Annotated in this window: 25 protein-coding genes; 6 read left to right on the top strand and 19 right to left on the bottom strand. The window is 44.3% G+C overall.

Annotated elements, in window-relative coordinates; genetic code table 11:
- Positions 1-19 precede the first annotated feature (19 nt).
- The 4 genes from tuf to rpsL form a co-directional block, all read right to left on the bottom strand.
- The gene (gene tuf, locus ACTW1R_RS01175) at positions 20-1,207 is read right to left on the bottom strand and encodes an elongation factor Tu (RefSeq protein WP_005226902.1); all 1,188 of its coding nucleotides are present in this window, start codon (positions 1,205-1,207) and stop codon (positions 20-22) included.
- 148 nt (positions 1,208-1,355) lie between these two features.
- A complete protein-coding gene (gene fusA, locus ACTW1R_RS01170) occupies positions 1,356-3,440 on the bottom strand; it encodes an elongation factor G (protein ID WP_005226900.1) in 2,085 nt (694 codons plus the stop codon).
- An 80-nt stretch (positions 3,441-3,520) separates the two neighbouring features.
- A complete protein-coding gene (gene rpsG / locus ACTW1R_RS01165; RefSeq protein WP_003127957.1) occupies positions 3,521-3,991 on the bottom strand; it encodes a 30S ribosomal protein S7 in 471 nt (156 codons plus the stop codon).
- Positions 3,992-4,061: 70 nt separating this feature from the next.
- Positions 4,062-4,475: a 30S ribosomal protein S12 gene (gene rpsL / locus ACTW1R_RS01160; protein ID WP_003127956.1), complete on the bottom strand. Its 414-nt coding sequence runs from the start codon at positions 4,473-4,475 to the stop codon at positions 4,062-4,064.
- A gap of 304 nt (positions 4,476-4,779) precedes the next feature.
- Here rpsL and rpiA point away from each other — a divergent pair, with 304 nt between their 5' ends.
- The 4 genes from rpiA (at position 4,780) to ACTW1R_RS01140 (ending at position 7,816) form a co-directional block, all read left to right on the top strand.
- The gene (rpiA, locus tag ACTW1R_RS01155) at positions 4,780-5,454 is read left to right on the top strand and encodes a ribose-5-phosphate isomerase RpiA (protein ID WP_010748612.1); all 675 of its coding nucleotides are present in this window, start codon (positions 4,780-4,782) and stop codon (positions 5,452-5,454) included.
- Between the two features lie 150 nt (positions 5,455-5,604).
- Entirely contained in the window at positions 5,605-6,186 is a 582-nt protein-coding gene (locus ACTW1R_RS01150; RefSeq protein WP_005226873.1) for a recombinase family protein, read from the top strand.
- A gap of 194 nt (positions 6,187-6,380) precedes the next feature.
- Positions 6,381-7,067, top strand: coding sequence for a 2,3-diphosphoglycerate-dependent phosphoglycerate mutase (gpmA, locus tag ACTW1R_RS01145; RefSeq protein ID WP_005226871.1), 687 nt, complete (start codon positions 6,381-6,383; stop codon positions 7,065-7,067).
- A 101-nt stretch (positions 7,068-7,168) separates the two neighbouring features.
- The gene (locus ACTW1R_RS01140; protein WP_270287879.1) at positions 7,169-7,816 is read left to right on the top strand and encodes an SGNH/GDSL hydrolase family protein; all 648 of its coding nucleotides are present in this window, start codon (positions 7,169-7,171) and stop codon (positions 7,814-7,816) included.
- Positions 7,817-7,868: 52 nt separating this feature from the next.
- On the opposite strand, the gene ACTW1R_RS01135 is transcribed toward ACTW1R_RS01140, so the two are convergent.
- The 13 genes from ACTW1R_RS01135 to ACTW1R_RS01075 form a co-directional block, all read right to left on the bottom strand.
- Positions 7,869-9,056 (bottom strand): iron-containing alcohol dehydrogenase, encoded by a 1,188-nt coding sequence (locus tag ACTW1R_RS01135; RefSeq protein ID WP_010748609.1) that lies wholly within the window; start codon positions 9,054-9,056, stop codon positions 7,869-7,871.
- Between the two features lie 198 nt (positions 9,057-9,254).
- The gene (gene deoD / locus ACTW1R_RS01130) at positions 9,255-9,959 is read right to left on the bottom strand and encodes a purine-nucleoside phosphorylase (RefSeq protein WP_005226852.1); all 705 of its coding nucleotides are present in this window, start codon (positions 9,957-9,959) and stop codon (positions 9,255-9,257) included.
- Positions 9,960-9,984: 25 nt separating this feature from the next.
- The gene (locus tag ACTW1R_RS01125) at positions 9,985-10,803 is read right to left on the bottom strand and encodes a purine-nucleoside phosphorylase (RefSeq protein ID WP_005226849.1); all 819 of its coding nucleotides are present in this window, start codon (positions 10,801-10,803) and stop codon (positions 9,985-9,987) included.
- Between the two features lie 10 nt (positions 10,804-10,813).
- Positions 10,814-11,980 carry a phosphopentomutase gene (deoB, locus tag ACTW1R_RS01120; RefSeq protein ID WP_015508806.1) on the bottom strand — a complete coding sequence of 389 codons (1,167 nt, stop codon included), beginning with the start codon at positions 11,978-11,980 and terminating at the stop codon, positions 10,814-10,816.
- Positions 11,981-12,173: 193 nt separating this feature from the next.
- Entirely contained in the window at positions 12,174-13,127 is a 954-nt protein-coding gene (locus tag ACTW1R_RS01115; protein ID WP_005232556.1) for an ABC transporter permease, read from the bottom strand.
- Positions 13,127-14,278, bottom strand: a complete 1,152-nt coding sequence (locus tag ACTW1R_RS01110; RefSeq protein WP_005226844.1) for an ABC transporter permease — start codon at positions 14,276-14,278, stop codon at positions 13,127-13,129. Before ACTW1R_RS01110 ends, ACTW1R_RS01115 begins: the two co-directional genes overlap by 1 nt.
- On the bottom strand, positions 14,271-15,881 hold the full coding sequence (locus tag ACTW1R_RS01105; RefSeq protein ID WP_005232559.1) for an ABC transporter ATP-binding protein: 1,611 nt from the start codon (positions 15,879-15,881) through the stop codon (positions 14,271-14,273). The genes ACTW1R_RS01110 and ACTW1R_RS01105 overlap by 8 nt, the downstream gene beginning before the upstream one ends.
- Positions 15,882-16,018: 137 nt before the next feature.
- Positions 16,019-17,137, bottom strand: a complete 1,119-nt coding sequence (locus tag ACTW1R_RS01100) for a BMP family lipoprotein (RefSeq protein WP_015508805.1) — start codon at positions 17,135-17,137, stop codon at positions 16,019-16,021.
- A 63-nt stretch (positions 17,138-17,200) separates the two neighbouring features.
- A complete protein-coding gene (locus ACTW1R_RS01095) occupies positions 17,201-17,599 on the bottom strand; it encodes a cytidine deaminase (protein WP_005226837.1) in 399 nt (132 codons plus the stop codon).
- Positions 17,600-17,653: 54 nt separating this feature from the next.
- Positions 17,654-18,316, bottom strand: coding sequence for a deoxyribose-phosphate aldolase (deoC, locus tag ACTW1R_RS01090; RefSeq protein ID WP_005226835.1), 663 nt, complete (start codon positions 18,314-18,316; stop codon positions 17,654-17,656).
- A gap of 13 nt (positions 18,317-18,329) precedes the next feature.
- Complete coding sequence (locus ACTW1R_RS01085; protein ID WP_005226834.1) at positions 18,330-19,631, bottom strand: pyrimidine-nucleoside phosphorylase; 1,302 nt, start codon at positions 19,629-19,631, stop codon at positions 18,330-18,332.
- 123 nt (positions 19,632-19,754) lie between these two features.
- Entirely contained in the window at positions 19,755-20,774 is a 1,020-nt protein-coding gene (locus ACTW1R_RS01080; protein ID WP_005226832.1) for a LacI family DNA-binding transcriptional regulator, read from the bottom strand.
- Between the two features lie 250 nt (positions 20,775-21,024).
- Positions 21,025-21,630, bottom strand: coding sequence for a class I SAM-dependent methyltransferase (locus ACTW1R_RS01075; RefSeq protein WP_005226831.1), 606 nt, complete (start codon positions 21,628-21,630; stop codon positions 21,025-21,027).
- A gap of 336 nt (positions 21,631-21,966) precedes the next feature.
- Here ACTW1R_RS01075 and coaA point away from each other — a divergent pair, with 336 nt between their 5' ends.
- On the top strand, positions 21,967-22,890 hold the full coding sequence (coaA, locus tag ACTW1R_RS01070; protein WP_005226828.1) for a type I pantothenate kinase: 924 nt from the start codon (positions 21,967-21,969) through the stop codon (positions 22,888-22,890).
- Between the two features lie 80 nt (positions 22,891-22,970).
- A complete protein-coding gene (guaA, locus tag ACTW1R_RS01065) occupies positions 22,971-24,536 on the top strand; it encodes a glutamine-hydrolyzing GMP synthase (RefSeq protein WP_008376418.1) in 1,566 nt (521 codons plus the stop codon).
- A 266-nt stretch (positions 24,537-24,802) separates the two neighbouring features.
- Here guaA and ACTW1R_RS01060 read toward each other — a convergent pair whose 3' ends face one another.
- Entirely contained in the window at positions 24,803-25,612 is an 810-nt protein-coding gene (locus ACTW1R_RS01060) for a PTS system mannose/fructose/sorbose family transporter subunit IID (RefSeq protein WP_034695281.1), read from the bottom strand.
- Complete coding sequence (locus tag ACTW1R_RS01055) at positions 25,596-26,384, bottom strand: PTS mannose/fructose/sorbose/N-acetylgalactosamine transporter subunit IIC (protein ID WP_005226797.1); 789 nt, start codon at positions 26,382-26,384, stop codon at positions 25,596-25,598. The genes ACTW1R_RS01060 and ACTW1R_RS01055 overlap by 17 nt, the downstream gene beginning before the upstream one ends.
- Between the last annotated feature and the right edge of the window lie 36 nt (positions 26,385-26,420).

Genomic DNA, 26,420 nt, shown 5'->3' with positions numbered 1-26,420 from the left:
TGCTCTTTGATCAATCAAATTAAGCTTGGATTGAAGTTACAACGCCTGAACCAACAGTACGTCCGCCTTCACGAATTGAGAAACGAGTTCCGTCTTCGATAGCGATTGGGTGGATCAATTCAACGTCGATTGTTACGTTATCACCAGGCATAACCATTTCAGTTCCTTCTGGTAATTCAACAACACCAGTTACGTCAGTTGTACGGAAGTAGAACTGAGGACGGTAGTTAGTGAAGAATGGTGTGTGACGTCCACCTTCTTCTTTTGTTAAAACGTAAACTTCAGCTTTAAATTTTGTATGAGGTGTGATTGTACCAGCTTTAGCCAATACTTGTCCACGTTGGATGTCTTCACGAGCAACACCACGTAGCAATGCACCAATGTTATCCCCTGCTTCAGCATAGTCTAACAATTTACGGAACATTTCAACACCAGTTACAGTTGTTTTAGCAGTTTCTTCAGCAATACCAACGATTTCAACTTCGTCACCAACGCGAACTTGTCCACGTTCAACACGGCCTGTAGCAACAGTACCACGTCCAGTGATTGAGAATACGTCTTCGACTGGCATCATGAATGGTTTGTCAGTGTCACGTTCTGGAGTTGGAACGTATTCGTCAACTGCAGCCATTAATTCCATGATTTTTTCTTCGTATGAAGCATCGCCTTCAAGAGCTTTCAAAGCAGAACCAGCGATTACAGGAACATCGTCGCCTGGGAAGTCATATTCTGACAATAAGTCACGAACTTCCATTTCAACTAATTCTAGTAATTCTTCGTCATCAACCATATCCATTTTGTTTAAGAAAACAACGATGTATGGTACACCAACGTTACGTGATAACAAGATGTGTTCACGTGTTTGAGGCATAGGACCATCAGCAGCAGATACTACTAAGATCGCGCCGTCCATTTGAGCAGCACCAGTGATCATGTTTTTAACGTAGTCCGCGTGTCCTGGGCAGTCAACGTGAGCATAGTGACGTGCTTCAGTTTCGTACTCAACGTGAGCAGTTGAGATAGTGATTCCGCGTTCGCGTTCTTCTGGAGCGCCATCGATTTGGTCGTAAGCTGAAGCTTGAGCCAAACCTTTTTTAGATAATACAGTTGTGATAGCAGCTGTAAGTGTAGTTTTACCATGGTCAACGTGTCCGATCGTACCAATGTTTACGTGGGGTTTAGAACGGTCAAATTTTTCTTTTGCCATTTTAAAATGTTCCTCCTAAAAATGCAGTTTATTTTTTATATTTGATAGGTAGGGAGCCGCAGCCCCCCATCCCTTATCATCGATAATATTGTACACGAAACTCAGAAAAAAATATAGCTTTTTACTTAATTTCCTATACTTCCATCAATTATTCAGCTTTGCCGCCGTTTTTCTTGATGATTTCTTCTTGAACAGATTTAGGTACATCTTCATAGTGATCAAATGTCATCATGAACGTACCGCGACCTTGTGTTGATGAACGAAGTGTTGTTGCGTAACCGAACATTTCAGCTAATGGCACGATTGCGTTCACGATTTGTGAATTACCGTGTGCTTCCATTCCTTCTACGCGTCCACGACGAGCAGTTACGTGACCCATAACATCACCTAAGTAATCTTCTGGTACAGTGATAACTACTTTCATCATTGGTTCAAGAATTACTGGGTTTGCTTTCTTCGCTGCAGCACGTAAAGCCATAGAAGCTGCAACACGGAAGGCAGTTTCACTTGAATCGACATCATGGTATGAACCATCATAAAGTTTTGCTTTGATGTCTACTAATGGGTAACCGGCTAAGACACCGTTCGCCATTGAGTCTTCAAGTCCTTTTTCAACTGCTGGGATGTATTCACGAGGAACCACACCACCGACAATCGCGTTTTCGAATTCGAAGCCTTTACCTTCTTCGTTTGGTGTAAATTCGACCCATACGTGACCGTATTGACCTTTACCACCAGACTGACGTACAAATTTACCTTCCGCTTGTGTTGCTGCACGGAATGTTTCACGATAAGAAACTTGAGGCGCACCTACGTTTGCTTCAACTTTAAATTCGCGACGCATACGGTCAACTAAGACGTCCAAGTGAAGTTCTCCCATACCAGCGATAACAGTTTCGCCTGTTTCAGCGTTTGTTTCCACACGGAATGATGGATCTTCTTCAGCAAGTTTTTGTAAAGCAACCCCCATTTTATCTTGGTCAGCTTTTGATTTAGGCTCAACAGCGACTTCGATAACTGGTTCTGGGAATTCGATTGATTCAAGGATTACTGGTGATTTTTCATCACATAGTGTATCCCCAGTTGTTGTGTCTTTCAAACCAACAGCAGCGGCGATATCGCCTGAGTATACTGTTTGGATTTCAGCACGAGTGTTGGCGTGCATTTGTAGGATACGACCGATACGTTCGCGTTTGCCTTTTGAAGCATTCAATACGTATGATCCAGAGTTCAAGATACCTGAATACACACGGAAGAATGTCAAACGACCTACGAATGGGTCAGTCATTACTTTAAATGCTAATGAAGCAAATGGTGCTTCATCGTCAGCCGGACGATCAGTTTCTTCGTCTGTTTTAGGATTGATCCCTTTAATCGCAGGAACATCAAGTGGTGAAGGCAAGTAGTCGATGACTGCATCCAACATCAATTGAACCCCTTTGTTTTTAAAGGCAGATCCGCAAAGAACAGGGAAAAAGTCAACAGTCAATGTTGCTTGACGAATACCAGCTTTCAATTCTTCTTCAGTGATTTCTTCACCTTCCAAGAATTTCATCATTAGTTCTTCATCAGTATCAGCAACAGCTTCGATTAATTTTTCGCGCCATTCTTCAGCTAATTCTACGTATTCTTCAGGAATTTCAGTCTCTTGGATTTCAGTTCCTAAGTCATTTGTGTAGATTTCAGCTTTCATTTTTACTAAGTCGATAATACCAGTAAAGTCATCTTCCGCACCAATTGGTAATTGGATTGGGTGAGCATTTGCTTGTAAACGATCATGTAAAGTTGATACAGAGTATAAGAAGTCTGCACCAATTTTGTCCATTTTGTTACAGAATACAACACGCGGTACGCGGTAATCTGTCGCTTGACGCCAAACTGTTTCTGTTTGAGGTTCTACACCTGATTGTGAGTCCAACACAGTTACAGCACCATCAAGTACACGCAATGAACGTTGCACTTCGATTGTGAAGTCCACGTGTCCTGGTGTGTCGATGATATTTACGCGGTTTTCTTTCCATTGCGCAGTTGTCGCAGCAGAAGTGATTGTGATCCCACGTTCTTGTTCTTGTTCCATCCAGTCCATTTGAGAAGCACCTTCATGTGTTTCACCAATTTTATGGATTTTACCTGTGTAATAAAGGATACGTTCAGTTGTCGTTGTTTTACCAGCGTCAACGTGGGCCATGATCCCGATATTACGAGTTTTTTCTAGCGAAAATTCTCTTGCCATTCTAGGTTGTTCCCCTCTCATTCTTACTTAACTTAAGCTAAGGTTGTCTCAGTACCTTCCAATAAAAAGCAGTGAGGATCTTACCAACGATAGTGAGCAAATGCGCGGTTGGCTTCCGCCATTTTGTGTGTGTCTTCGCGTTTTTTCACAGAAGCACCAGTGTTGTTTGCTGCATCCATGATTTCTTTTGCAAGACGTTCTTCCATTGTGTGTTCGCCACGCAAACGAGCGTAGTTTACCACCCAACGAAGACCTAGAGTTGTACGACGTTCAGGACGTACTTCTACTGGTACTTGGTAGTTAGAACCACCGACACGGCGAGCTTTAACTTCCAATACAGGCATAATGTTTTTCATTGCTTGTTCGAAAACTTCCAATGGATCATTTCCTGTAGATTCTTTGATAATGCCAAAAGCATTGTAGATAATATTTGCAGCAACACCGCGTTTACCATCAACCATTACACGGTTGATCAAACGAGTTACTAATTTTGAGTTATAAATAGGATCTGGTAAAACATCACGTTTTGCAACAGGACCTTTACGAGGCATCCGTAACTCCTCCTTCCGAGATATCAGTTCTGATTTAAATAAGATTCATTTGATCTGTTTGTCTTAAAGATTAAGCTTTAGGACGTTTTGTACCATATTTAGAACGAGATTGTTTACGATCGTTAACACCGGCAGTATCCAATGCACCACGAACGATATGGTAACGTACCCCTGGTAAGTCTTTTACACGTCCACCACGTAACAAGACCACGCTGTGTTCTTGTAAGTTGTGTCCGATACCTGGAATATAAGCTGTCACTTCAATCAAGTTTGACAAACGAACACGCGCATATTTACGTAGAGCTGAGTTCGGTTTTTTCGGTGTCATAGTTCCCACACGAGTAGCTACCCCACGCTTTTGAGGTGAGTTAACATTCGTTTGAGCTTTCTTGAAACTGTTATATCCTTTGTTCAATGCTGGTGAATTTGATTTTTCAACCTTGGATTTACGAGGTTTACGTACTAATTGATTAATTGTAGGCATCCCTAGTTGTCCTCCTTCCTTGATTCGCTTTATAGTCCCACACATCCAGGTGGTTCTTTTTTTGCGATAAAAAATAATGCATTCTCTGCATTCATATCAACTATGCTTTGATAGACAGTCAGCACGTCTCCAACGAGAGACCTGTAGATAAAGCACCTTTGATAGAATATCATGCTTATTCTTACCTGTCAAGTATCCTCCTAAGCTTTTTTCAAAAGAAATCTGTTACGAAAAAATCCGCAAATTTTGCGCTTCTTCCTATATAATAGAGACAAAGCATTTATTTAAAAAAGGCGGGAAGAAAATGAACCTAAAAGAAATGGTCGGCATTGAAGCGGCTAGTTATGTAAAAGATGGCATGGTCGTTGGCTTGGGCACTGGCTCAACAGCCTACTACATGATTGAAGAACTGGGTCGACGTGTAAAAGAAGAAGGTCTATCGATCACGGGTGTCCCAACTTCTTGGGCATCGAAAAAACAAGCAGAAGGATTAGGTATCCCGATTCGCACCATCGATGAAGTGGACGCTGTGGATCTAACGATCGACGGTGCAGATGAGATCAGCCAGGATTATCATGGCATCAAAGGCGGCGGTGCAGCCCTTTTATTCGAAAAAATCGTGGCGTCTAACTCCAAGAAAGTCTTGTGGATCGTTGATGAATCGAAAATGGTCGAAACACTTGGTGCCTTCCCGTTGCCAGTGGAAGTGATCCCTTATGGCAGCCAACAGCTGTTGCGTCTGTTCGAGAAGAAAAACTACCATCCAAAACTGCGTCTGAATGAAGAAGGCGAACCGTTAAAAACCGATTGCAGCAATTACATCATCGATCTTCATCTAGAAACGATCACCGCCCCTACTGAGTTGGCACAGGAATTAGATGCTACAGTAGGCGTGGTTGAACACGGTCTGTTTTTGGATATGGTGCATACGATCATTGTTGGATTGCCTGAAGGCCCGAGTACCAAGCACGTTAGATAAAGGAAACAAAAAAGAGGAGCGATATCGCTTCTCTTTTTTTCGTTATTTTTCTTCAATCGACTTAATTTTTATTATTTTTTGTGCAAATTACCCTATCATTTAAGAAATAATTATGATACATTCAATAAAAAGGGAAAGGTAGGAGGGTTTATGAAAATCATAGGCTATGCTCGTTCAACGATCACCGACAACTCAACAAGTGAACAATTAAACAAGCTCGAAGAATTTGGGTGTCATGAATTTTTCCATGAGACATTTAGCGTGGAAGAAAGTGAAGAAAATCATTCATTGGAGTCAGTGGTGGCACAAATGCAGCCCGGCGACACCTTAGTCGTTACGGAACTGCATCGTTTAGGGAAAACCACCAGACAGCTGACCGATCTCACTGATCTATTAAAACAGCGAGAGCTTCATCTGGTTTCACTGGCAGAACAAATCGATACCCGCGGTCCGATGGGACAGGTTTACTTCAATTTAATGGAAGGACTTGCGATCATGGAACGCTCACTCATCAAAGAGCGCACGCTGGTCGGCTTAAATAAAGCCCGCAAAAAAGGCAAAATTGGTGGTCGTCCAAAAATCGATCCGAAAACGATCAAAAAAATCCGTCAATTGTACTACGAGAAAAAAGAAACGATTCAATATATTTCTGAAAAATGCGGTGTTTCTGTAGGTACATGCTATAAATACATAAAATTATCCGAAGAAGAATGGAACAAGTTACGTTCATAGTTGTCGACTCCCCCTAGAACAGCATGAAACAAAAGCGGTCCTCTTTTTAATGATCCCCTTTTGTTTTTCCTTAAGAATGGCGTTTTCCCCCAGCTTTTCCTCCAAAACCATGGAAATTCTTTGAGAAAGAGTGTACAATAAATACGGAATTGAAAATTTCAGAAAAATATCGAATATCTAAAGGAGAGTTTTACATGCCAAAATTAGTATTTTCTCGTCATGGACTAAGCGAATGGAACAAATTAAACCAGTTTACCGGTTGGGCTGATGTTGATCTAGCGCCAGAAGGTGTCGAAGAAGCAATCGAAGGCGGACGTAAAATCAAAGAAGCAGGCATCGAATTTGACGTTGCTTACACATCTGTTTTAACTCGTGCCATCAAAACTTGTAATTACATTTTAGAATATTCTGATCAACTTTGGGTACCAACGATCAAATCATGGCGCTTAAACGAACGTCATTACGGTAAATTACAAGGTTTAAATAAAAAAGAAACTGCTGAAAAATACGGTGACGAACAAGTACACATCTGGCGTCGTTCTTACGATGTTTTACCTCCATTGATGGAAGCTTCAGATGAAGGTTCTGCTGCAAACGACCGTCGTTATGCAATGCTTGACCCTCGCGACGTACCTGGTGGAGAAAACTTAAAAGTTACTTTAGAACGTGCATTGCCTTTCTGGCAAGATGAAATCGCCCCAGCATTAAAAGACGACAAAACTGTCTTAGTTGCGGCTCACGGAAACTCTCTACGTGCATTAGCAAAACATATCGAAGGTATTTCTGACGAAGATATCATGGATCTTGAGATCCCAACTGGTCAACCACTTGTTTATGAATTGAACGATGATTTGACTGTTGCGAAAAAATACTACTTATAAGCCTCGCTTATCGCTGCCCTTTTTTAAAAAAGGGCAGTTTTTTTATTGGCAATTCCTCCCCCCTCTTTTATAATTGAGGGCGTACTCGAAAGGAGCTTACTATGGAACTAGTCAAAAATGATACCGTTTTATTTTTAGGTGACAGCATCACAGATTGCGATCGTGATCGCCAAGATCCCCACGATTTAGGACATGGGTTTGCCCGTCTCGTTGCCGATCAGCTGGCAGAAACATTCCCCACTGCAGGATTTACCTTTTATAATCGGGGGATCGGCGGCAACAAAGCTGCCGACGTCTTAGCCCGTCTCCAAGAAGATTGCCTTCAATTAGCACCTGACGTCTTGATCTTTATGATTGGGATCAACGACACGTGGCACAATGCCGGTGGTCCCGATTTTGGTTCAGAAGAGGCCGCAACGTCCTTTGAGGAAACCTACCGTCAAATTCTGGAACAAGTGACCCAACAGGGGATCACGCGCATTTTCTTGCTGGAACCTTTTGTTTTGCCATATCCTGAGGATCGCCAAACTTGGCGGATCGATCTTGATCCGAAAATCCAAATCGTTCGTCACTTAGCTGCCGCCTTTCATTGTCAGCTGCTGCCGCTGGATGGCTTGTTTGCCGAAGCTGCCGTTGCTAGCTCCCCGCAGGCACTGACAGGCGATGACGGGGTGCACCCCACTCCTGCTGGACACGCCTTGATTGCAGATCAGCTAATGGCCCGTTTGGCTTTTTCTTCTGAAGGGTAAATAAACAGACCGCTCCGCGACAACCAAGTCGCAGGAACGGTCTTTTTTATGATCAAAGATAGGTTGAAGGAGTCAAGGAATCTTGGTAAATTGCAATCACGTCTTCTTCTTGCAGCGGTACATACGCATTTGTTGCAATAGAGCTGAATTGAACTGCTTGAGCCGCCATTTCAGCAAAATGAGTGTCATCGGCGATCCCTACTTCTGGCAAAGTCATCGGAATATCGCAAGAAGCAAAAAAGTCATACAGTTTTTGAATCCCCATTCGGGCAGCTAATTCTGGCACTGCTTCTTGGACACCAAAGACTTCTCTAGCAAACCGCGCAAATTTCGGCGCCGTTTCTTCATTCAATACATGAAGCATCCAGCGTGGGGTCAGGATCGCTAAGCCGATGCCATGGGTAATGTCATAAAATGCACTCAACTCATGCTCCATCGCATGACAAGACCAAGCACCACCCTTGCCGCTTCCAGTCAAACCATTTAAGGCTAAGGTGCTCGCCCACATCAAATTCGCCCGTGCATCATAGTCTGTGGGGTCATTTAATGCGATGGGCAGATTTTTAATGACTGCTTTTAGCAATCCTTCTGCTACACCGTCTTGGACATCTGTTCCTTCTGTTTTACTGAAATAATTTTCAATCAGATGGCTCATGATATCCGCTGAACCGGCAGCCGTTTGATAGCGACTGACACTAAAGGTCGTTGTTGGATCTAAAAAAGATACTTTCGGTAAAAATTCGGGTCCGTGAACACCAAGTTTTTGTTTCGTTTCTAGATTAGAGATCACCGCGCCGCGATTCATTTCACTGCCAGTAGCCGCAAGGGTCAAGATCGTTACTAATGGAATCGCTGGTCCTTGATAGCTTCTGGAAAGAACTAAGTCCCAAGGCTCTTGCTCACTGCAAGCCGCCCCAGCGATCACTTTGCTGCAATCAATTACAGAACCGCCGCCAACAGCTAAAATGACGTCGATCTTTTCTGAACGACAAAGAGCGGCTCCTTGACGAACGGTTTCGATTCGTGGATTTGGATCGACACCAGTCAATTCAGTGACTTGATTGCCGTTGGCAGTCAATTGCGCCATGACTGCATCGTACAAACCGTTTTTCTTGATACTGCCGCCACCATAGACTAGCAAGACGTTTTTTCCAAATGTATTCAGTACTTCTGGCAGCTCGTTCAGACGGTCTTTCCCAAAACGAATGTCCGTCGTTACATGAAACGTAAAATTATTCATTGTCTCGTCTCCTTTTTACACCTTTTCTTTTCATTAAACCATTTTCTGGCAAAAGTGCAACGCTTCTTCGTGGCTTTTTGCCAACAAAAAAAGATAACACATTCTCGGTTGCATGCAAACCAATACGATTTGGCTGCTTGCTCTATCAAAAGCAAGCAGCCTTCGCATCGTTCATGCACCGATCCTGCGGTATCTTTTTTACGCGATCGCTGTTTCTAAGCCAACTTTGATCATGTCGTTAAATGTCGTTTGTCTTTCTTCTGGCGTTGTTTCTTCTCCAGTGATGATGTGGTCGCTGACGGTACAGATCGCTAAAGTTTGAACGTGGAATTTCGCCCCTAAATAGTATAAGGCTGCGGCTTCCATCTCAACACCCATCACCCCAAGGTCTGCCAACTGTAACGTTTCCGTCATGTCATCTTTGTAGAAGGTATCTTCAGATAAGATGTTACCGACGTGAGTCGTAAATCCTGATTCAATCGCTGTATCATAGGCTTTACGCAACAGTGCAAAGTCAGCGATTGGTGGGAAATGGAAACTTTGAAAGTTTTTTGCTACCATCGATGAACTTGTTGCTGCCGCTTGGGCAATCACAAGATCACGCACGTGGACATCTTTTGAGATGGCACCACACGTACCGACCCGAATCAATTTCTTCACGCCGTAAGAGTTGATCAATTCATGGGCATAGATACTCGCTGAAGGCATGCCCATGCCGGTTCCTTGGACAGAGACCCGCTCGCCCTTATAAACGCCTGTATAGCCCAACATCCCCCGAACGTTGTTGTAACAGATCGGGTCTTCTAAAAATGTTTCAGCAATATATTTTGCCCGCAGTGGATCACCTGGTAACAAGATTTTGTCTGCGATCTCGCCTGCTTTTGCTTCGATATGAACGCTCATTCGTTTTTCTCCTTTGGTCTGCTTTTTATAGTACTGCTAACGTTTCTTTGATCAACGCTTTAAATTCTGCCTTGACCCGTTCCGTCGTTTCCACGACTTCTTCATGATTCAAGCTCGCTTGCATACCAGCAGCCAAGTTTGTGATACAAGAAACACCTAAGACTTTCAAGCCACTGTGAACAGCAACGATCACTTCCGGGACAGTCGACATACCGACAGCATCGGCACCGATCGTCCGAGCAAAGCGGATCTCTGCTGGCGTTTCATACGTAGGACCTGAGAAGCCCATATAAACGCCTTCTTTTAAGTGCAATCCTTTTGATGCACCAACTTTTTGTGCCGCTTCCCGATAAGGCAAATGGTAGGCTTGGCTCATATCTGGGAAACGTGGCCCCATTTCTTCTTCGTTTTCACCAATCAGTGGGTTGTCCCCCATAAAGTTGATTTGATCGGTGATCAACATCAAGTCTCCCGGCTGGAAGCTTTCGTTTACGCCGCCACAGGCATTGGTCACGACTAAAGAGTGAGCTTTCAATGCCGCCATCACACGGACGGGGTAAGTGACCGTCTGCATCGAATGGCCTTCATAATAATGGAATCGTCCTTGCATCGCTAAGACTTTTTTCCCAGCTAATGTTCCATAGACCAATTGTCCTGCATGACCGACCACTGTCGAAACAGGAAAATGCGGGATATCGTTGTAAGGCAACACGATTGGGTTTTCGATCTCATCGGCTAATTCACCTAAGCCAGATCCTAAAATCAACCCAAATTCCACTTCACCGACGCCGCTTTCTTGGATAAATGCCGTTGTTTCTTGTAATTTCTCATGTAACGTTGTCATTTCATCACCTCTAGTTTAAATGTTGTAAAAAGCTTGTTCCGTTTTCTGTAGCTGAAACACCAAAGTTTTCAGCGATCGTTGCGGAAATATCCGCATAATAGCCTTGTGGCAATTTGCCTTGGCCTTGGAATTTCTTGCTGTACGCTAATAATGGCACATATTCTCTCGTGTGATCCGTTCCCGTAAAGGTTGGGTCATTGCCGTGGTCAGCTGTGATCAACAACAGATCCTCGTCTCCCATTGCTTCTAAAAGTTCTGGAATACGCAAATCAAAATCTTCAATGGCATGGGCATACCCTACGACATCGCGACGGTGACCATAAAGCGCATCGAAGTCGACCAAGTTCGTAAAGCTTAGACCCGTAAAGTCTTGTTTCATCACCTTCAGTAACTGATCCACACCGTCCATATTGCTCTTCGTCCGTACAGAATCGGTGATTCCTTGTCCGTTGAAGATATCATTGATCTTCCCAACGGCGATCACGTCTTTTCCAGCTTCTTTCAAGGAATCTAATACTGTATGGCCAAATGGATCGAGTGCGTAGTCATGACGATTGCTCGTACGAGTAAAGTTTCCAGGCTCACCGACATACGGACGCGCGATGATGCGGCCGATCATATATGGCTCATCTTTCGTGATGTCCCGGACGTACTGACAAATACGATACAATTCTTCTAATGGAATGATTTCCTCATGCGCGGCGATCTGCAACACTGGATCAGCCGAGGTGTAAACGATCAGATCGCCTGTCTTCATTTGATGTTCGCCGAAGTCATCAATGACTGCTGTCCCTGAATACGGCGCATTGCAGACGATTTTACGTCCAGAGAACGCTTCGATCTGTTGCAACAATTCATCGGGAAACCCATCGGGAAATACGCGGAAAGGTTTTTGGATATTCAAGCCCATGATCTCCCAGTGCCCTGTCATCGTATCTTTCCCAACGGAAACTTCTTCCAATTTGGTTGCATACCCATCATGGTCAGCTACCGCCTTCACGCCTTCTAAAGGACGGATCGTCCCTAGGCCTAATTGTTCCAAGTGAGGGATCGTCAAGCCTGCTTCTTTTGCAATATGGCCTAACGTATCTGAACCGACATCACCAAAAGCTGCCGCATCAGGTGCTTCACCAATTCCGACTGAATCCATCACGATCAAGTGTACACGTTTAAACATTCTATTCCCTACTTTCTTTATTTTATGCTTTTACAAGCGGATCTACTACCTCTATCATACTAAACTTAAGCAAAAATTGCGCTGGGTTGCTTTGGAAATTTCCTGATGCGTTCCTTTCACCCAGAGGATAGAAAAAGGGCAGGACACAGCAACACATTCATGTCCCATAGCCCCACCCTTTCATACTGAAAAATTATTTAGATTTAATGTAGTTCTTCCCGTTAGCTTTCGGACCAGCGGCTTTTCCAAGGAAAAGAACGAGCACGATGATCGTCAAGGCATAAGGCGCAGCCTGTAAGTAAACCGCTGGAATGGAAGAGATGATTGGCAGTTGGCCACCTACGATACTGATGTTTTGCGCAAAACCGAAGAAAATCGCAGCTCCCATCGCACCAAGTGGATTCCATTTACCAAAGATCATCGCAGCCATCGAGATAAACCCTTGACCGGCGATCGTTGTCACGGCAAAGCGACCCGCGATCGATTGAGCAAACAAGGCACCGCCCATCCCGCCAAGGAAACCAGAGATCAAGACACCTGAGTAGCGCATCACGTAAACATTGATCCCTAAGGTATCCGCTGCTTGTGGATGCTCACCGACAGAACGAAGACGCAACCCAAAGCGTGTTTTGAAAATCACGAACCATGCGATCACTGAGATCAAAATAGCGAAGTACGCCGGTAAGAATGTTTGATTAAAGAAAATCGGGCCAATGATAGGAATATCTTTAAGAATCGGGAAATTGAAATACCCCAATGTCCGTTGGATGTTATCCGTTTGCCCTTTGTTGTAGATCGCTTTGACTAAGAACACGGCCAAAGCTGGTGCCATCAAGTTCATCACCGTACCACTGATGATATGGTCGGCACGGAAGTTGATGGTTGCCACCGCATGCAGCAAGGAGAAAACCACACCGACCAGTCCGCCGACGAGCATCCCTAACCACGGTGTCCACGCACCGAATTGTGACGCAAATTCAATATTGAAAACAATCGAGCTAAAAGCACCCATAACCATGATTCCTTCAAGACCCACGTTAACGATCCCGCTGCGCTCTGAGAACACGCCACCTAGCGCCGTCAAAATCAGAGGAGACGCATAAATCAATGTTTGAGTGACGATCGAAGAAATTAAACTAATATCCATTAGATGGTTCCTCCTTCCTGATCTTGATCGTTTGGTTGGGCTTCAATCTCCTGTACGACCAGCGCTTCTTTTTTGCCATCAAAGATTTTTGCCAACAAGAAACGAATCACAAAACTGATCGCTACGAAGAAAATAATAATTGCGATATTGACATCGACTAATTCAGATGGAATACCTGCAAACTGCATGCCTTGTCCACCTAATTTCAAAATACTGAACAAGAGGGCTGAAAGCAAGATTCCGATCGATGAGCCGCTTCCTAACAAGGATACAGCCATACCGTCAAACCCGATGCTCAATGATGACCCTTGAACGAAGAAGTTTTCAAACGTTCCTAGTCCTTGAACGACTCCACCTAATCCAGCAAGCGTTCCAGAGATGATCATGGAGATAATGATCGTCCGTTTGCTGCTCATCCCCGCATATTCAGAAGCGCTTGGGTTCAAGCCCACCGCACGGATTTCATAACCAAGAGTGGTTTTTTTCATCAAGAACCAAACCAAAACTAAGAAGATCAAGGCTAAGAAGATCCCTAAGTTCAAGCGAGAGTTGCTCGTGATGCTTGCTAGAAACGGCGTCTGCATGGAGGCATTTTCCCCCACCATTTTTGTGACCCCTTTTGTCGTGATCATGGATTCGCTCATCACATTATTGACTAAATGGTTCCCCGTATAAAGCAAGATATAGTTCATCATGATCGTCACGATGACTTCACTTGTTCCAAAGAATGCCCGTAGGAAACCAGGAATCGCAGCTGCGATCGCCCCGCATAAAGCCCCTACGATCACGGCTAATGGCAAGACCACCAACCGAGGCGCATCTGGCATCGCTAGTGCGACCCAGATACTGGCAACCCAACCTGCTAGCGCTTGACCAGAAAGACCGATATTGAAGAATCCGGCTGAGTTTGCAACGGCAAACCCCAGAGCGGTAAAGATCAATGGTCCTGCTGTAACAAAAATCTCACCAATGTTGCGGGCATTTAACCCACCTGTTTGTCCGTTGATAAAAACGGTCCGAAACATTTGTGTATACCCTGTGATCGGGCTATAGCCGAAGGCCGCCATGATGATCCCGCCAAGGACGAATCCCAACAAGACAGCGATGATCGGCACTAATATATTGCGGATCTTTTCTTTGCGGTTATTCAACCGAACCACCTACTTCCTCCATTTGCAGCTCTCGTCTTGCTTCCTCCAAGGAGTACCCTGCCATCAACAAGCCAAGCTCTTTCTCTGATGTTTCTTTCGGATCAACGACCCCAACGATCTCACCAGCATGAATAACAGCAATGCGGTCTGATACATTCAAAATTTCATCTAATTCAAAGCTGACTAACAATACCGCTTTGAACTTATCCCGCTGTTCAATCAAGCGCTTGTGGATAAATTCGATCGCTCCAACATCCAACCCACGGGTCGGATTGGCAACGATCAATAGATCAGGATCGCGGCTGATTTCTCGTGCGATGATCGCTTTTTGTTGATTCCCGCCGGACAATGCCCGTGCTGGTACGATCTCGTTGACTGTTCGTACGTCAAATTCTTGAATCAAATCACGAGCAAACTCGTTGATCTCTCCGTAATCCAAGACACCTGCATTACTCAAAGGTTTTTTGTAGTAGGTTTGCAAGGCGATGTTTTCTGATAACATCATATCCAAGACAAGTCCGTATTTATGGCGGTCTTCTGGCACATGACCAACGCCGGCTTCGGTGACTTTCCGAGGCTTGAAGTTAGTGATGTCATCACCATTCAGCAAGACCTTGCCGCTTTCGACTTTCCGTAAACCAGTGATGGCTTGTAACAGCTCTGATTGCCCATTGCCATCGATCCCAGCAATCCCCAATACTTCACCTGCACGTACTTCTAAGCTTAAGTTTTTGACTGCTTCTAAGCCACGGTTTTCTTTTACGACTAAGTTTTCAACAGAAAGCACGACTTCTTTTGGTGACGCTTCTTTCTTCGGTGTCTTGAAGGACACAGAACGACCAACCATCATATCGGCCAACTGTTGCGAGCTGACGTCTTTGACATTGACGGTGCCGATCCCTTGTCCCCGACGGATAACTGTACAACGGTCTGCCACCGCTTTGATCTCATCCAGTTTGTGGGTGATCAAGATGATCGATTTGCCTTCACGCACCAATCCGCGCATGATCTCGATCAGCTCTTCGATTTCTTGCGGTGTCAAAACTGCCGTTGGTTCATCAAAAATCAGTACATCTGCGCCGCGGTAAAGAGTCTTCAAGATCTCTACCCGTTGCTCCATCCCGACAGAGATGTCACGCACATAAGCATCTGGATCAACCGATAAACCATATTGTTCAGAAACTTTTTTGATTTCTTTGCGGGCTTTCTTGCGATCTAACACACCGAGATGATGTGGTTCGCTCCCCAAAATGATATTTTCTGTTACAGTAAAGGCGTCTACCAGCATGAAATGCTGATGCACCATACCGATCCCCAATTTGTTTGCTGCGGTCGGGCTCGTGATATTCACTTTTTCACCATTCATCCAGATTTCACCAGATGTTGGTTCCAATAATCCTGACAGCATATTCATCAAGGTCGACTTGCCCGCTCCATTTTCACCAAGCAATGCGTGGATTTCTCCTGGCCTTACTTGCAAGTTGACATCGTCATTGGCTTTGAACGTTCCAAACTCTTTGGTGATATGACGCATTTCTACAACATATTTTTCCTCAGCCAAATTACTCACATCCTTACTTTCTAATTCGCTTATACAAACCATTCGTCATGTCAAAAAAATAATTGCTATTGCTTAGGATGATTACTATCCTCATGAAAACCCGTAGCTTTCATCAACATAGTAATCCAATGACGATCATCTTGCCCTAAACTAGGGCAAGATAACCGAAAAGAACAACTTTATTTTTCAGGTGTTTCTGGTACTTCTACTTTGCCGTCGATCACGTCTTGTTTCGCTGTTTCGATCGCTGCTTTGGCATCATCTGAAAGGAATCCTTCAGTAATGTCTACACCGCCATCTTTCAAGCCGTAAACAATATGTTCGCCGCCAGGGAAGTTGTCTTCTAACGCACGAGTTGAGATATCTTGTACCGCTGCGCCAACACCTTTCAATGTTGAAGCCAATGTGAAGTTATCTTCTTTGCCGTCAGCAGTTGTGTATTTTCCTTCGTCTTGTTGATCGCTATCTACACCGATGACCCAAACTTTTTTGTCTTCTAGGTCTGCTTCGTTCAATTGTTCATTGATTGCTTTTGCTTCTTGGAAGACACCTGCACCAGTACCACCAGATGCGTGGAAGATTACGTCAACGCCACTTTGGTACATTGAAGCTGCCAATGCTTTCCCTTTAGCAGGATCACCAAATGATGCTGCATATTGAGGATCAACCGTGATTTCTTTGCCTAATTTTTCAGCTGCGTCTTGAACGCCCTTCATGAAACCAGCTTCGAAACGGTCGATAACGACGCCTTCTTCACCACCGATGAAGCCGACTTTGTTTGTTTTGGTTGTATACGCTGCGGCAAAACCAGCTAAGTAAGCTGCTTCGTTATCTTTAAATGTTGCTGAAACAACGTTGTCTTTGCCTTCGATCACATCATCGATGATCCCGAATTGTGTATCAGGGTTTTGGTCAGCTGCTGCTGCGATTGAATCTTTCAATAAGTAACCTACACCGAAAACTGTTTTGAAACCATTTTGAACGGCACCATTTACGTTGGTTGTGTATTCTGAAGCTTCATTTGATTGCACGTAGTCATAACCACCAGCACCGCGAGCGATCCCGTGTTCCTCACCCCATGCTTCTAAGCCTTCCCACGCTGATTGGTTGAATGAACGGTCATCCACCCCACCGATATCGGTAACGATTGCGACACTATGCGCTGCATCAGTCGTACCGTCTGCAGAACCTCCGCCAGTTGAATCAGTTGAACCTGAATTTCCTCCGCCACAAGCACCAAGTAAAGTCAACCCAGCTACTGCAACAATACCTAAACTAAATAATTTTGCTTTTTTCATTGCTGTAAAGCCCCCTAAAAATATAGTTTTTTTCAACAGCCGCATCGACTGAATGAACATGGTTTATAAATCTTTGTTCGTGAAGTAATAAGGCAATAGGCCTTCTACCGTGGTTTCTTTGATGACACCATCATCGCCGACTAAGGTCACCGGCATATCTGGCGCACAAAATTCCACCATGACCTGGCGGCAAGCACCGCAAGGAGAGATCGGTTCTGGCGTATGACCCGCCACAACCAAATGTTGAAACTCTTTTTCGCCTTCAGAAACGGCTTTGAAAAAAGCGGTTCGTTCTGCGCAATTTGTTAAGCCATATGAGGCATTTTCAATGTTGATCCCTTGATATATCGTACCATTTTTGGCAACGAGACAAGCACCGACCGGAAACTTAGAGTACGGCACATACGCTTTATCTAAGGCGGAAACGGCGGTGTCGATCCACTCTTTTTTCGCTATTGTCATTGTCTTCCCCGCTCTTATTTTTATTTTTTGCTACTTTACTTAATAATGCTAAGCTTAGTAGCCAGCACCTGTTGAGCCAGTCACGATGGCAACACTTGCGCTTGTTCCTAAGCGGTTTGCGCCCGCTTCGACCATAGCTGCAGCTTCTGCTTCGTTGTGGATACCACCGGAAGCTTTGACACCCATTTCTGGTCCTACTGTTTCACGCATCAAGCGAACATCTTCAACGACTGCCCCACCAGTTGAAAAGCCAGTTGAGGTTTTCACGAAATCTGCACCAGCTGCTTTGGCTAATTCACAGGCTTTGACGATTTCTTCGTTGTCTAATAACGCTGTTTCAATGATTACTTTGACAAGCGCTTTGTCTTTGGCTGCTTCAACGACTGCTTCGATGTCTGCTTGAACTTTTTTGTATTGTTTTGATTTCAAGGCACCTACGTTGATTACCATATCGACTTCATCTGCGCCGTTTTTGATCGCATCTGTTGTTTCATAAGCTTTGACCTCAGATGTGTTTGCCCCTAAAGGAAAACCGATCACGGTACAAACAGCCGTTGGTTCGCCTTGTAATTTTTCTGCTGCTAATGAAACCCACGTTGGATTGATGCAGACAGAATAGAAGTGATAGGTTTTTGCCTCTTCGATGATTCGTAAAACATCTTCCTCCGTTGCGTCTGCTTTCAAAATCGTGTGGTCGATCATGCGATTCAATTCCATTTTTATTCGCTCCTTATTCTGTAATAATGTCATGGATCAATGGCGGTTCTGCGCCATCTTCCCCAATTTCAATATTTTGGTCGATCAATGCTTTGACATCCTCGATTGCTTCGGTATTGCTATAGATCGTCAATAGCGATTCCCCTTTGCTTACGGATTCGCCAACTTTCTTATGCAATTTGATGCCCACGGCATGGTCGATGTCTTCGTCTTTGGTCTTACGACCTGCCCCTAACATCATCGCCGCGATCCCTAGCTCATTGGCAACTAATTTCGTCACCACGCCGCTAGTTTTCGCTGGGACTTCCACTTCATATTTCGCTGTCAAAATCTTGCTCGGGTCATCGATCACTGTAGCGTCTCCGCCTTGGTCTGTGATCATCTGTCTGAATTTTTCTAACGCTTTGCCCGAATGCAGGGCTTCTTCCAACAGTTGGCGTGCTTCTTCCAATGAATCAGCTTTTTTCGCTAAAACGACCATTTGGCTGCCCAGTGCATAGCACATTTCTTCCAAGTCTTTCGGTCCTTTTCCTTGCAGTGTCTCAATGGCTTCCACCACTTCCAAACTGTTGCCGATCGCTTCCCCTAAAGGCTGTGACATATCAGAAATGACTGCCATCGTTTGGCGATTTGCCAATTTTCCGATGCGGACCATCGTTTGGGCTAAGCGTTTGGCATCCTCCAAGTTTTTCATAAAGGCGCCATCGCCTGTGGTTACATCTAACACGATCGCATCGGCACCTGCCGCGATTTTTTTACTCATGATCGAGCTGGCGATCAATGGGATCGAACTAACCGTTGCCGTCACATCTCGTAAGGCATACAGTTTTTTGTCTGCAGGAGCTAAATCTCCTGATTGACCGATCACGGCCACTTTGCTTTCGTTGACTAATCGGATAAAGTCGGCTTCAGAAAGCTCGATTTTAAATCCAGGGATCGCTTCAAGCTTGTCTAACGTCCCACCAGTATAGCCTAAGCCGCGCCCAGACATTTTCGCAACTGGTACGCCAACACTAGCCACTAAGGGCGCTAAGATCAATGTGGTCGTATCACCAACACCGCCCGTCGAATGCTTATCGACTTTGATTCCTTCAATTGAGGATAGGTCGATCACTTCACCAGAATTTGCCATTGCTAGCGTTAAGTTCGTGATCTCTTCATCTGTCATATCTACATAAAAAATAGCCATCAACAAGGCACTCATTTGATAATCTGGAATACTTCCTTCAGTATACGCAGTTACAATGTAGTCAATTTCTTCCTTCGTCAATGACTTGCCGTCACGTTTCTTTTCAATTAAATCCACCATTCGCATCGAAATGACCCTCGCTTCCTTTAACATTATACAATAATTTTTCGTAGGGTAAACCACTTTAGTAAAACAGTTTACTAAATATCGCAAAACTATGAAAACACTTACAAGAAGAAATATACCGCATTATTTCTCGCTTGTCAATGTCTTCACGCTCTCACGAATAATTAATTTTGTATCAAAAATCTTATTTGGAATTCGCCGTGTCGGAAACTCAATGGCGTCCACTAAAAACTTCGCTGCGGTAAACCCGATCTCAAAAGTCGGCTGCATGACCGTGGTAAGCGGTGGTGTGATGTATTCCGATAATTTCAAGGCATCAAAGCCGATCACCGAGTAGTCTTCTGGTACTTTTTTGCCCGCCTCATAAATCGCTTGATAACAGCCGATCGCCATGGCATCGTTGCCACAGAAGAACGCTGTGATCTCTTTGTACTTCAATAATTCCTTCGTTGCTTCGTACCCGCCGGTAACCGTTAATTCAGCATTTTCTACATATCGGCCTTTAAAAGGGATCTGATGATCCTTTAAGGCATGGCGATAGCCATTGAACCGTTCCTCTAATTGATAGTAGCCGGTGATTTCTTTGAGCATCGCAATGTTGCGGTGACCATTTTTGATCAAATAGCTGACGGCTTGGTAGGCGCCTTCGTATTCTTTCACGATCAAACGACCATTGTCCCGCTGATTGATCCCACGATCAACTAAAATAATTGGTCGGTCATCAAAGAACCCGCTCTTCAAGGAATAATCCTCTGGCAGCAAATGCGGCGTCGCTAATAAGATGCCATCTACCGAACGATGAGACAGTTCATTCAAATATTGAACCTCTTTTTCTTGGCTGTGGCGCGAATTGCATAACACTAGCATGTAACCTAGTGGATTGAAATAACTTTCCGCCCCTTCAATGACTTTAGAGAAAAAGAAATCCGTCACATCAGGCACGATCATTCCGATCGTTTTTGAATGGCGGTTGATAAGATTCGAAGCAAAAAAATCCGGCTTATAGTGATATTTATTTACGATATCTAAGACCCGCTTTCGGGTTTCTTCACTAAAACGGCTGCCTTTATTGTTTAGGATCTGCGACACGGTCGTGACAGAGACGCCAGCCATTTCAGCAATCTGTTTAATCGTCAATTTCATCTGCTTCTCTCCTCTCTTGCCTAAAGTGTAGCAAATTTTTCTCAAAAAAAATAGCACACTTTCAACAAGTGTGCGACTTTCTTTTTCGTTGATCAAAAATGGCCCGATGATACAGACAGCTCTTTTAGCGGAGCTGCGATTGCTCCAAAGGCTGATGACAACAGGCTTTTTGAGAAACCAACTGGTCTAGTTGCCGCTAACCAGTGCTTGTCTTGGCGATACCTTTGATCTGTTGAGAATCAAGGAGCAGCTACGCTTCTTTTACGCTTTGAATGATGTAATAGCCTTTGTCTTTTTTGATGATTTCGGCATTGCCAAAGGTCTCTTGCATTTTCTTTTGAGCACTCGGCGCCCCTTGTTTCTTTTGGATCACGATCGTTAAAGTCCCGCCTGCTTTAAGCAAAGGAAACGCCCCCGTCAAAATCTCATGAACGACTTCTTTTCCTGCCCGAATCGGCGGATTGCTGAGGATCGCCGCATAAGCAGGTTGATTTAATTGGGCATAGATATTGGATTGATGGATATCTACCTGTTCAATGCCGTTACGCTGGGCATTGCCTTTTGCCAAATCCACTGCCCGCTGATTGATATCGATCATCTCGACAGGTCGTTGACTCGCATAAGCTAACGCTAAGCCAACAGGTCCATAGCCGCACCCAACGTCCAGCAGACTTCCTTCTGGTAGCTCCCCCCACTCAAACGCATCGATCAACACCCGCGAGCCATAGTCCACCGTGTCACGGGAAAACACCCCGCTATCTGTCACAAAATGAAAGTTCTTTCCTCTTAATTCAAACGACCACTGCTCAAAATCATGGGCCGTATCAGGATTTTCTGTATAGTAATGATTACTCATGGTTATGCTCCTTTCTTCTATTTCCTCTTCGCTTGTTTTTTCTACTGGTTTCTACTAGTTTTTCCTTGTTTCTTCTATTCGAACAAGTGAACATAGTGAAATCACCAGTAAAAAAGCCCTGCAAGATTTGTCTGCTGCTTCTTTCTAATCATACCGAAAAACAGTCAGAAGTAAACGCCCAGCAAAAAAAACAACGAAAAAACAGTTTTTTGTTGTTTCTGCAAAGGAAATCATGTCTTTTTTTCAAGTTCCGCAAGTTTCTATGGTAAAATACTTTCGAACAGTGGCCCGTCGCTTCTAACAGAAACCGATGATGCCGCAAAAAAGGAGCCTACTATGCAAGAAACCATGAATTTTTATCAAATTCCTCGTGAGCAATGGCAAGGGTTTTATACGAACGGCATGATGCCTTTCACTCAAGAAGAATTGGATAATATCAAAAGTTTGAACGACCGGATCTCGGTCCAAGATGTGGAAGATGTTTACGTGCCTTTGTGCCATCTGATCCATCTTTATATGAAAGAGTTTGAATCATTGACCCTCAGCAAGGGACTCTTTTTACACCGCTACGTCAAAATGCCGCCTTTTATCATCGGCATCGCTGGAAGTGTCGCCGTCGGCAAAAGCACCACCGCACGGCTCGTCCAAAATTTGTTGGCCCGTTTGTTTCCCCGTAGAACCGTCCAACTGATCACCACTGACGGCTTTTTGTACCCGAACGAAGTCTTGGAGGAACGCGGCAGCTTGAATCGCAAAGGATTTCCAGAAAGTTATGACATGGAAGCCTTGATCAACTTTTTGAATGCGGTCAAATCAGGAGAACCAGACATTCAGATCCCCGTCTACTCCCATGAAGTCTACAATATTATTCCTGATACGTATGAAACGATCAGTCAACCAGATATCTTGATCGTGGAAGGCATCAATACCCTGCAACTGCCTGCCAACCAACAAATCTATATCAGTGACTTTTTTGATTTTTCAATTTTCGTGGATGCCCAACCAGCACTGATCGAAAAATGGTATTTGGAACGATTTGAATCATTACTAGACACGGCCTTTCAAGATCCCAGCAATTATTATTACCAATATGCGATCGGGGATCGCAAGGAAGCGATTAAAATGGCAAAAGAAGTATGGAAAAATGTGAATTTAAAGAATTTACACGAGTATATCTTGCCTACACGCAGCAGAGCCGATATAATTCTTCATAAAACAAAGCACCATTTGATCGATGAAGTGTTCTTGCGCAAGTATTGACCGCTTCATTTTTATGATTATGCTGTTGAAAAGGCCCAGCCTTTTTTCAATAAAAACTAAAAGAATTGAGGTAATTTATTGTGACAAACGTTGACACTTTGCCAAACGTCGAAAAAATTATCGTACTTGATTACGGTAGTCAGTACAACCAGCTGATTACACGCCGTATTCGTGAGTTCGGTGTTTTCTCAGAATTATTGAGCCACCGCATTACCGCTGAAGAAGTAAAAGCGATGAACCCAAAAGGGATCATCTTATCTGGCGGACCAAACAGCGTCTACGACGAGAACTCTTTCGGCATCGACGAGAAAATTTTTGAGTTAGGCATCCCAGTTTTAGGGATCTGTTACGGCATGCAGTTGATTACTTATAAATTAGGCGGAAAAGTTGAACCTGCCAAAAACCGTGAATACGGCAAAGCAGAATTGGAAGTCACTTCTGATGCAGCGGCCCTTTTCCAAAACACGCCCGCAACCCAAACCGTGTGGATGAGCCACGGGGACTTGGTCACTCAAGCACCTGCAGGCTTTGATGTCGTGGCAACGAGCAAAGATTGCCCGATTGCTTCTATCCAAGATGCCGAGCGCAAAATGTACGGTATCCAATTCCACGCAGAAGTTCGCCATTCAGAATACGGCAACGACTTATTGCGTCACTTTGCCATTGACGTTTGTCAATGTACAGGTGATTGGACAATGGACAACTTCATCGATATGGAAATCGCAAAAATCCGCGAACAAGTGGGCGACAAAAAAGTCTTGCTTGGTCTTTCCGGCGGGGTCGATTCTTCTGTCGTTGGTGTTCTTTTACAAAAAGCGATCGGCGATCAGCTGACTTGTATTTTTGTTGACCACGGCCTCTTGCGTAAAGGCGAAGCCGAGCAAGTAATGGAAAGCTTAGGCGGCAAATTCGGCTTGAACATCATCAAAGTTGATGCCAAAGAACGTTTCCTATCAAAACTTGCTGGGGTTTCTGATCCTGAAGAAAAACGCAAGATCATCGGAAATGAATTCGTGTACGTCTTCGATGATGAAGCAACCAAACTAGCTGGCGAAGAAGGCGTTTCTTTCCTTGCCCAAGGAACCCTTTATACCGACGTCATCGAATCAGGGACCGAGACTGCTCAAACCATCAAATCACACCACAATGTAGGTGGTTTACCTGAAGACATGCAATTCAAATTGATCGAACCATTGAACACCTTGTTCAAAGACGAAGTCCGTGAGTTAGGAACCCAGCTTGGCATGCCAGACAGTATCGTATGGCGCCAACCATTCCCTGGACCAGGTCTAGGCATTCGTGTCCTTGGCGAATTAACAGAAGAAAAACTAACGATCGTCCGCGACTCGGACGCAATCTTGCGGGAAGAAATCGCAAATGCCGGCTTAGACCGCGACATTTGGCAGTACTTTACCGTCTTACCAGGCATCCGCTCCGTCGGTGTCATGGGTGATGGCCGGACCTACGATTATACCGTCGGCATCCGTGCAGTCACTTCAATCGATGGCATGACCGCTGACTTTGCCCGCATCCCATGGGAAGTCCTACAAAAAATCAGTGTCCGCATCGTCAACGAAGTCGCACACGTCAATCGGATCGTGTACGATATTACGAGCAAACCACCTGCTACTGTGGAGTGGGAATAATCTTCAAAAAGACAGAAACCCTCTGTATCAAGGGTTTCTGTCTTTTTTTATTTTGATTCTTTCCAACAGATATTCAATACACATCAAAATATTAGTAGACGAGCAAAAAGGGAATGACCAATTTTATTTTTTTCTATGTTTCCAATTGAACTAAATTCTTTACGAGTAAAAACGTACAAATTATTTTATAAAAAAAGAGTGCGGAAAAATATTCCACACTCTTTTTCTATTTACATATTCTTATCTATCAGTTGTTACTGCTAATTCTAACCCAAAATACCAAACGCACTCAAAACGATCGATAAGATCAAGATGATCCAAATTACTCGAGTGGAATTTAGTTTCTTTTGGCCTAGCATCCAGTAGGTCAGCAAGACGAGCAAGATAGGTACAAGGGATGGCAAGATGGCATCCAACGTGTCTTGGATCACTAATTCGACACCGTCTTTTTTATAGACAAAAGGAACAGTTGCTTTGACCACAGAGGGAATCAAGGCACCAATTACTGTAACCCCTAAAACGGTTGCGGCATTGGTGAAGGCCGATAATTTGTCTTTCAAGGTCGTCACTAATTTGACCCCTTGTTTGTAACCTAGAGGTAGCAACGCTGCCCGACCGAAAAGTAACGCGATGTTGGCGATGATCCAGATGACACAGCCAACGACGGAACCATTTTGCGCCAATGTGCCGGCAACAGAGCCAAAGATTGTTCCCCAAATCACGTGGAACAAGGAGTCACCGACACCGGCCAAGGAACCCATCAAGGCCGTTTTCAAGGCGATGATCGTTTCTTTGGCTTTGTGTCCGTCTTGTTCTTCAATCGCGACATCGATCCCCATGATCAAGTTCCCAAAGATCGCATTGGTATTGAAAAATTGATTGTGGGTCCGCAGCATATCTTGTAGCTGAGCTTCATCGTGGCCATAGAATTTTTTCAAGACGGGCAGGATGCCGTAAAGGTAACCTGAACTCATCATTCGCTCATAGTTCCAGTTTAATTGGCTTGCCAAAATATAGCGCCAGCTAATGGTATTCAACTCTTTTTTTGTCAGTTTTTGATCACTCATCGCCATCATATCCTCCTTCAAAATCTCCAGCAGCTGCCGTTGCAACGGTGCCTTTTTCGCTATCTCGTTTAAAGACTAACATTGCTGCTACGAGCCCAATGATGGAAACGCCGAGCATTGGGACTTGCAGATACGCAGCTAAAAAGAAGCCTAATAACAAATAAGGAATGTAGTGCTTTGTTGGCAAGTAGCGCAATAAGATCGCTACCCCGACGACTGGCAAGACGCCACCAGCGGTTTTTAGTCCAGTCATCAGCCATTCTGGCGTGTTATCGGTAATCGTCGTAACGACTGCATCTCCAGCTAAAAGCATCAATAAAATCGGAATCGCCCGTGACAATCCCCATAAGAAAGAACCCGATAAAACTAACCGTGGGATTCGTTTGACTTGCATGTTGTCGATGGCTCTATCGATTCGGTGTAGTAGAAATACGTTACAAAAACGAGCCACGACGTCCAGTTGCAGCATCAGTAAGGACACTGGAACTGCTAAGCCGATGCCGTATTCCGCGCCGTTTCCTGAGATCACGGCAAACGCTGTCCCCAGTACTGCGCCGGTAAAATAATCTGGGACGGATGCACCACCAAATGCGGCGATCCCTAAACGCATCAACTGCAAGGTCCCACCGACCATCAAACCGGTCTTCAAGTCCCCCATGATCATTCCAGAAATCATTCCGGCGATCGCTGGTTGGGTCAACGTATTGGAAATAAGTGAATCATTAATAGCAATAAAAGCATAAACAGTAATAAGAATGATTTGATACGCTGCTAAATGCATGAATTTTCCTCCTAATTGTATGAACGAGTCTTAACT

This window comes from Enterococcus sp. R12 (genome assembly GCF_058135755.1).
The sequence above is the reverse complement of the archived record's forward strand: the minus strand, read 5'-3'. Positions and strand labels throughout refer to the sequence as shown.

Bases quoted from the DNA above. Each gene is read 5' to 3' on its own strand.
- ACTW1R_RS01105 (WP_005232559.1), bottom strand. From the start codon at position 15,881: ATGGTTTGTATAAGCGAATTAGAAAGTAAGGATGTGAGTAATTTGGCT.
- deoB (WP_015508806.1), bottom strand. From the start codon at position 11,980: ATGTTTAAACGTGTACACTTGATCGTGATGGATTCAGTCGGAATTGGT.
- coaA (WP_005226828.1), top strand. From the start codon at position 21,967: ATGCAAGAAACCATGAATTTTTATCAAATTCCTCGTGAGCAATGGCAA.
- ACTW1R_RS01135 (WP_010748609.1), bottom strand. From the start codon at position 9,056: ATGAATAATTTTACGTTTCATGTAACGACGGACATTCGTTTTGGGAAA.
- fusA (WP_005226900.1), bottom strand. From the start codon at position 3,440: ATGGCAAGAGAATTTTCGCTAGAAAAAACTCGTAATATCGGGATCATG.
- ACTW1R_RS01075 (WP_005226831.1), bottom strand. From the start codon at position 21,630: ATGAGTAATCATTACTATACAGAAAATCCTGATACGGCCCATGATTTT.
- rpiA (WP_010748612.1), top strand. From the start codon at position 4,780: ATGAACCTAAAAGAAATGGTCGGCATTGAAGCGGCTAGTTATGTAAAA.
- deoC (WP_005226835.1), bottom strand. From the start codon at position 18,316: ATGGAATTGAATCGCATGATCGACCACACGATTTTGAAAGCAGACGCA.
- ACTW1R_RS01100 (WP_015508805.1), bottom strand. From the start codon at position 17,137: ATGAAAAAAGCAAAATTATTTAGTTTAGGTATTGTTGCAGTAGCTGGG.
- ACTW1R_RS01085 (WP_005226834.1), bottom strand. From the start codon at position 19,631: ATGCGAATGGTGGATTTAATTGAAAAGAAACGTGACGGCAAGTCATTG.
- gpmA (WP_005226871.1), top strand. From the start codon at position 6,381: ATGCCAAAATTAGTATTTTCTCGTCATGGACTAAGCGAATGGAACAAA.
- ACTW1R_RS01140 (WP_270287879.1), top strand. From the start codon at position 7,169: ATGGAACTAGTCAAAAATGATACCGTTTTATTTTTAGGTGACAGCATC.
- ACTW1R_RS01125 (WP_005226849.1), bottom strand. From the start codon at position 10,803: ATGACAACGTTACATGAGAAATTACAAGAAACAACGGCATTTATCCAA.
- tuf (WP_005226902.1), bottom strand. From the start codon at position 1,207: ATGGCAAAAGAAAAATTTGACCGTTCTAAACCCCACGTAAACATTGGT.
- ACTW1R_RS01115 (WP_005232556.1), bottom strand. From the start codon at position 13,127: ATGGATATTAGTTTAATTTCTTCGATCGTCACTCAAACATTGATTTAT.
- ACTW1R_RS01055 (WP_005226797.1), bottom strand. From the start codon at position 26,384: ATGCATTTAGCAGCGTATCAAATCATTCTTATTACTGTTTATGCTTTT.
- deoD (WP_005226852.1), bottom strand. From the start codon at position 9,959: ATGAGCGTTCATATCGAAGCAAAAGCAGGCGAGATCGCAGACAAAATC.
- ACTW1R_RS01080 (WP_005226832.1), bottom strand. From the start codon at position 20,774: ATGAAATTGACGATTAAACAGATTGCTGAAATGGCTGGCGTCTCTGTC.
- rpsL (WP_003127956.1), bottom strand. From the start codon at position 4,475: ATGCCTACAATTAATCAATTAGTACGTAAACCTCGTAAATCCAAGGTT.
- ACTW1R_RS01095 (WP_005226837.1), bottom strand. From the start codon at position 17,599: ATGACAATAGCGAAAAAAGAGTGGATCGACACCGCCGTTTCCGCCTTA.
- ACTW1R_RS01150 (WP_005226873.1), top strand. From the start codon at position 5,605: ATGAAAATCATAGGCTATGCTCGTTCAACGATCACCGACAACTCAACA.
- rpsG (WP_003127957.1), bottom strand. From the start codon at position 3,991: ATGCCTCGTAAAGGTCCTGTTGCAAAACGTGATGTTTTACCAGATCCT.
- ACTW1R_RS01060 (WP_034695281.1), bottom strand. From the start codon at position 25,612: ATGATGGCGATGAGTGATCAAAAACTGACAAAAAAAGAGTTGAATACC.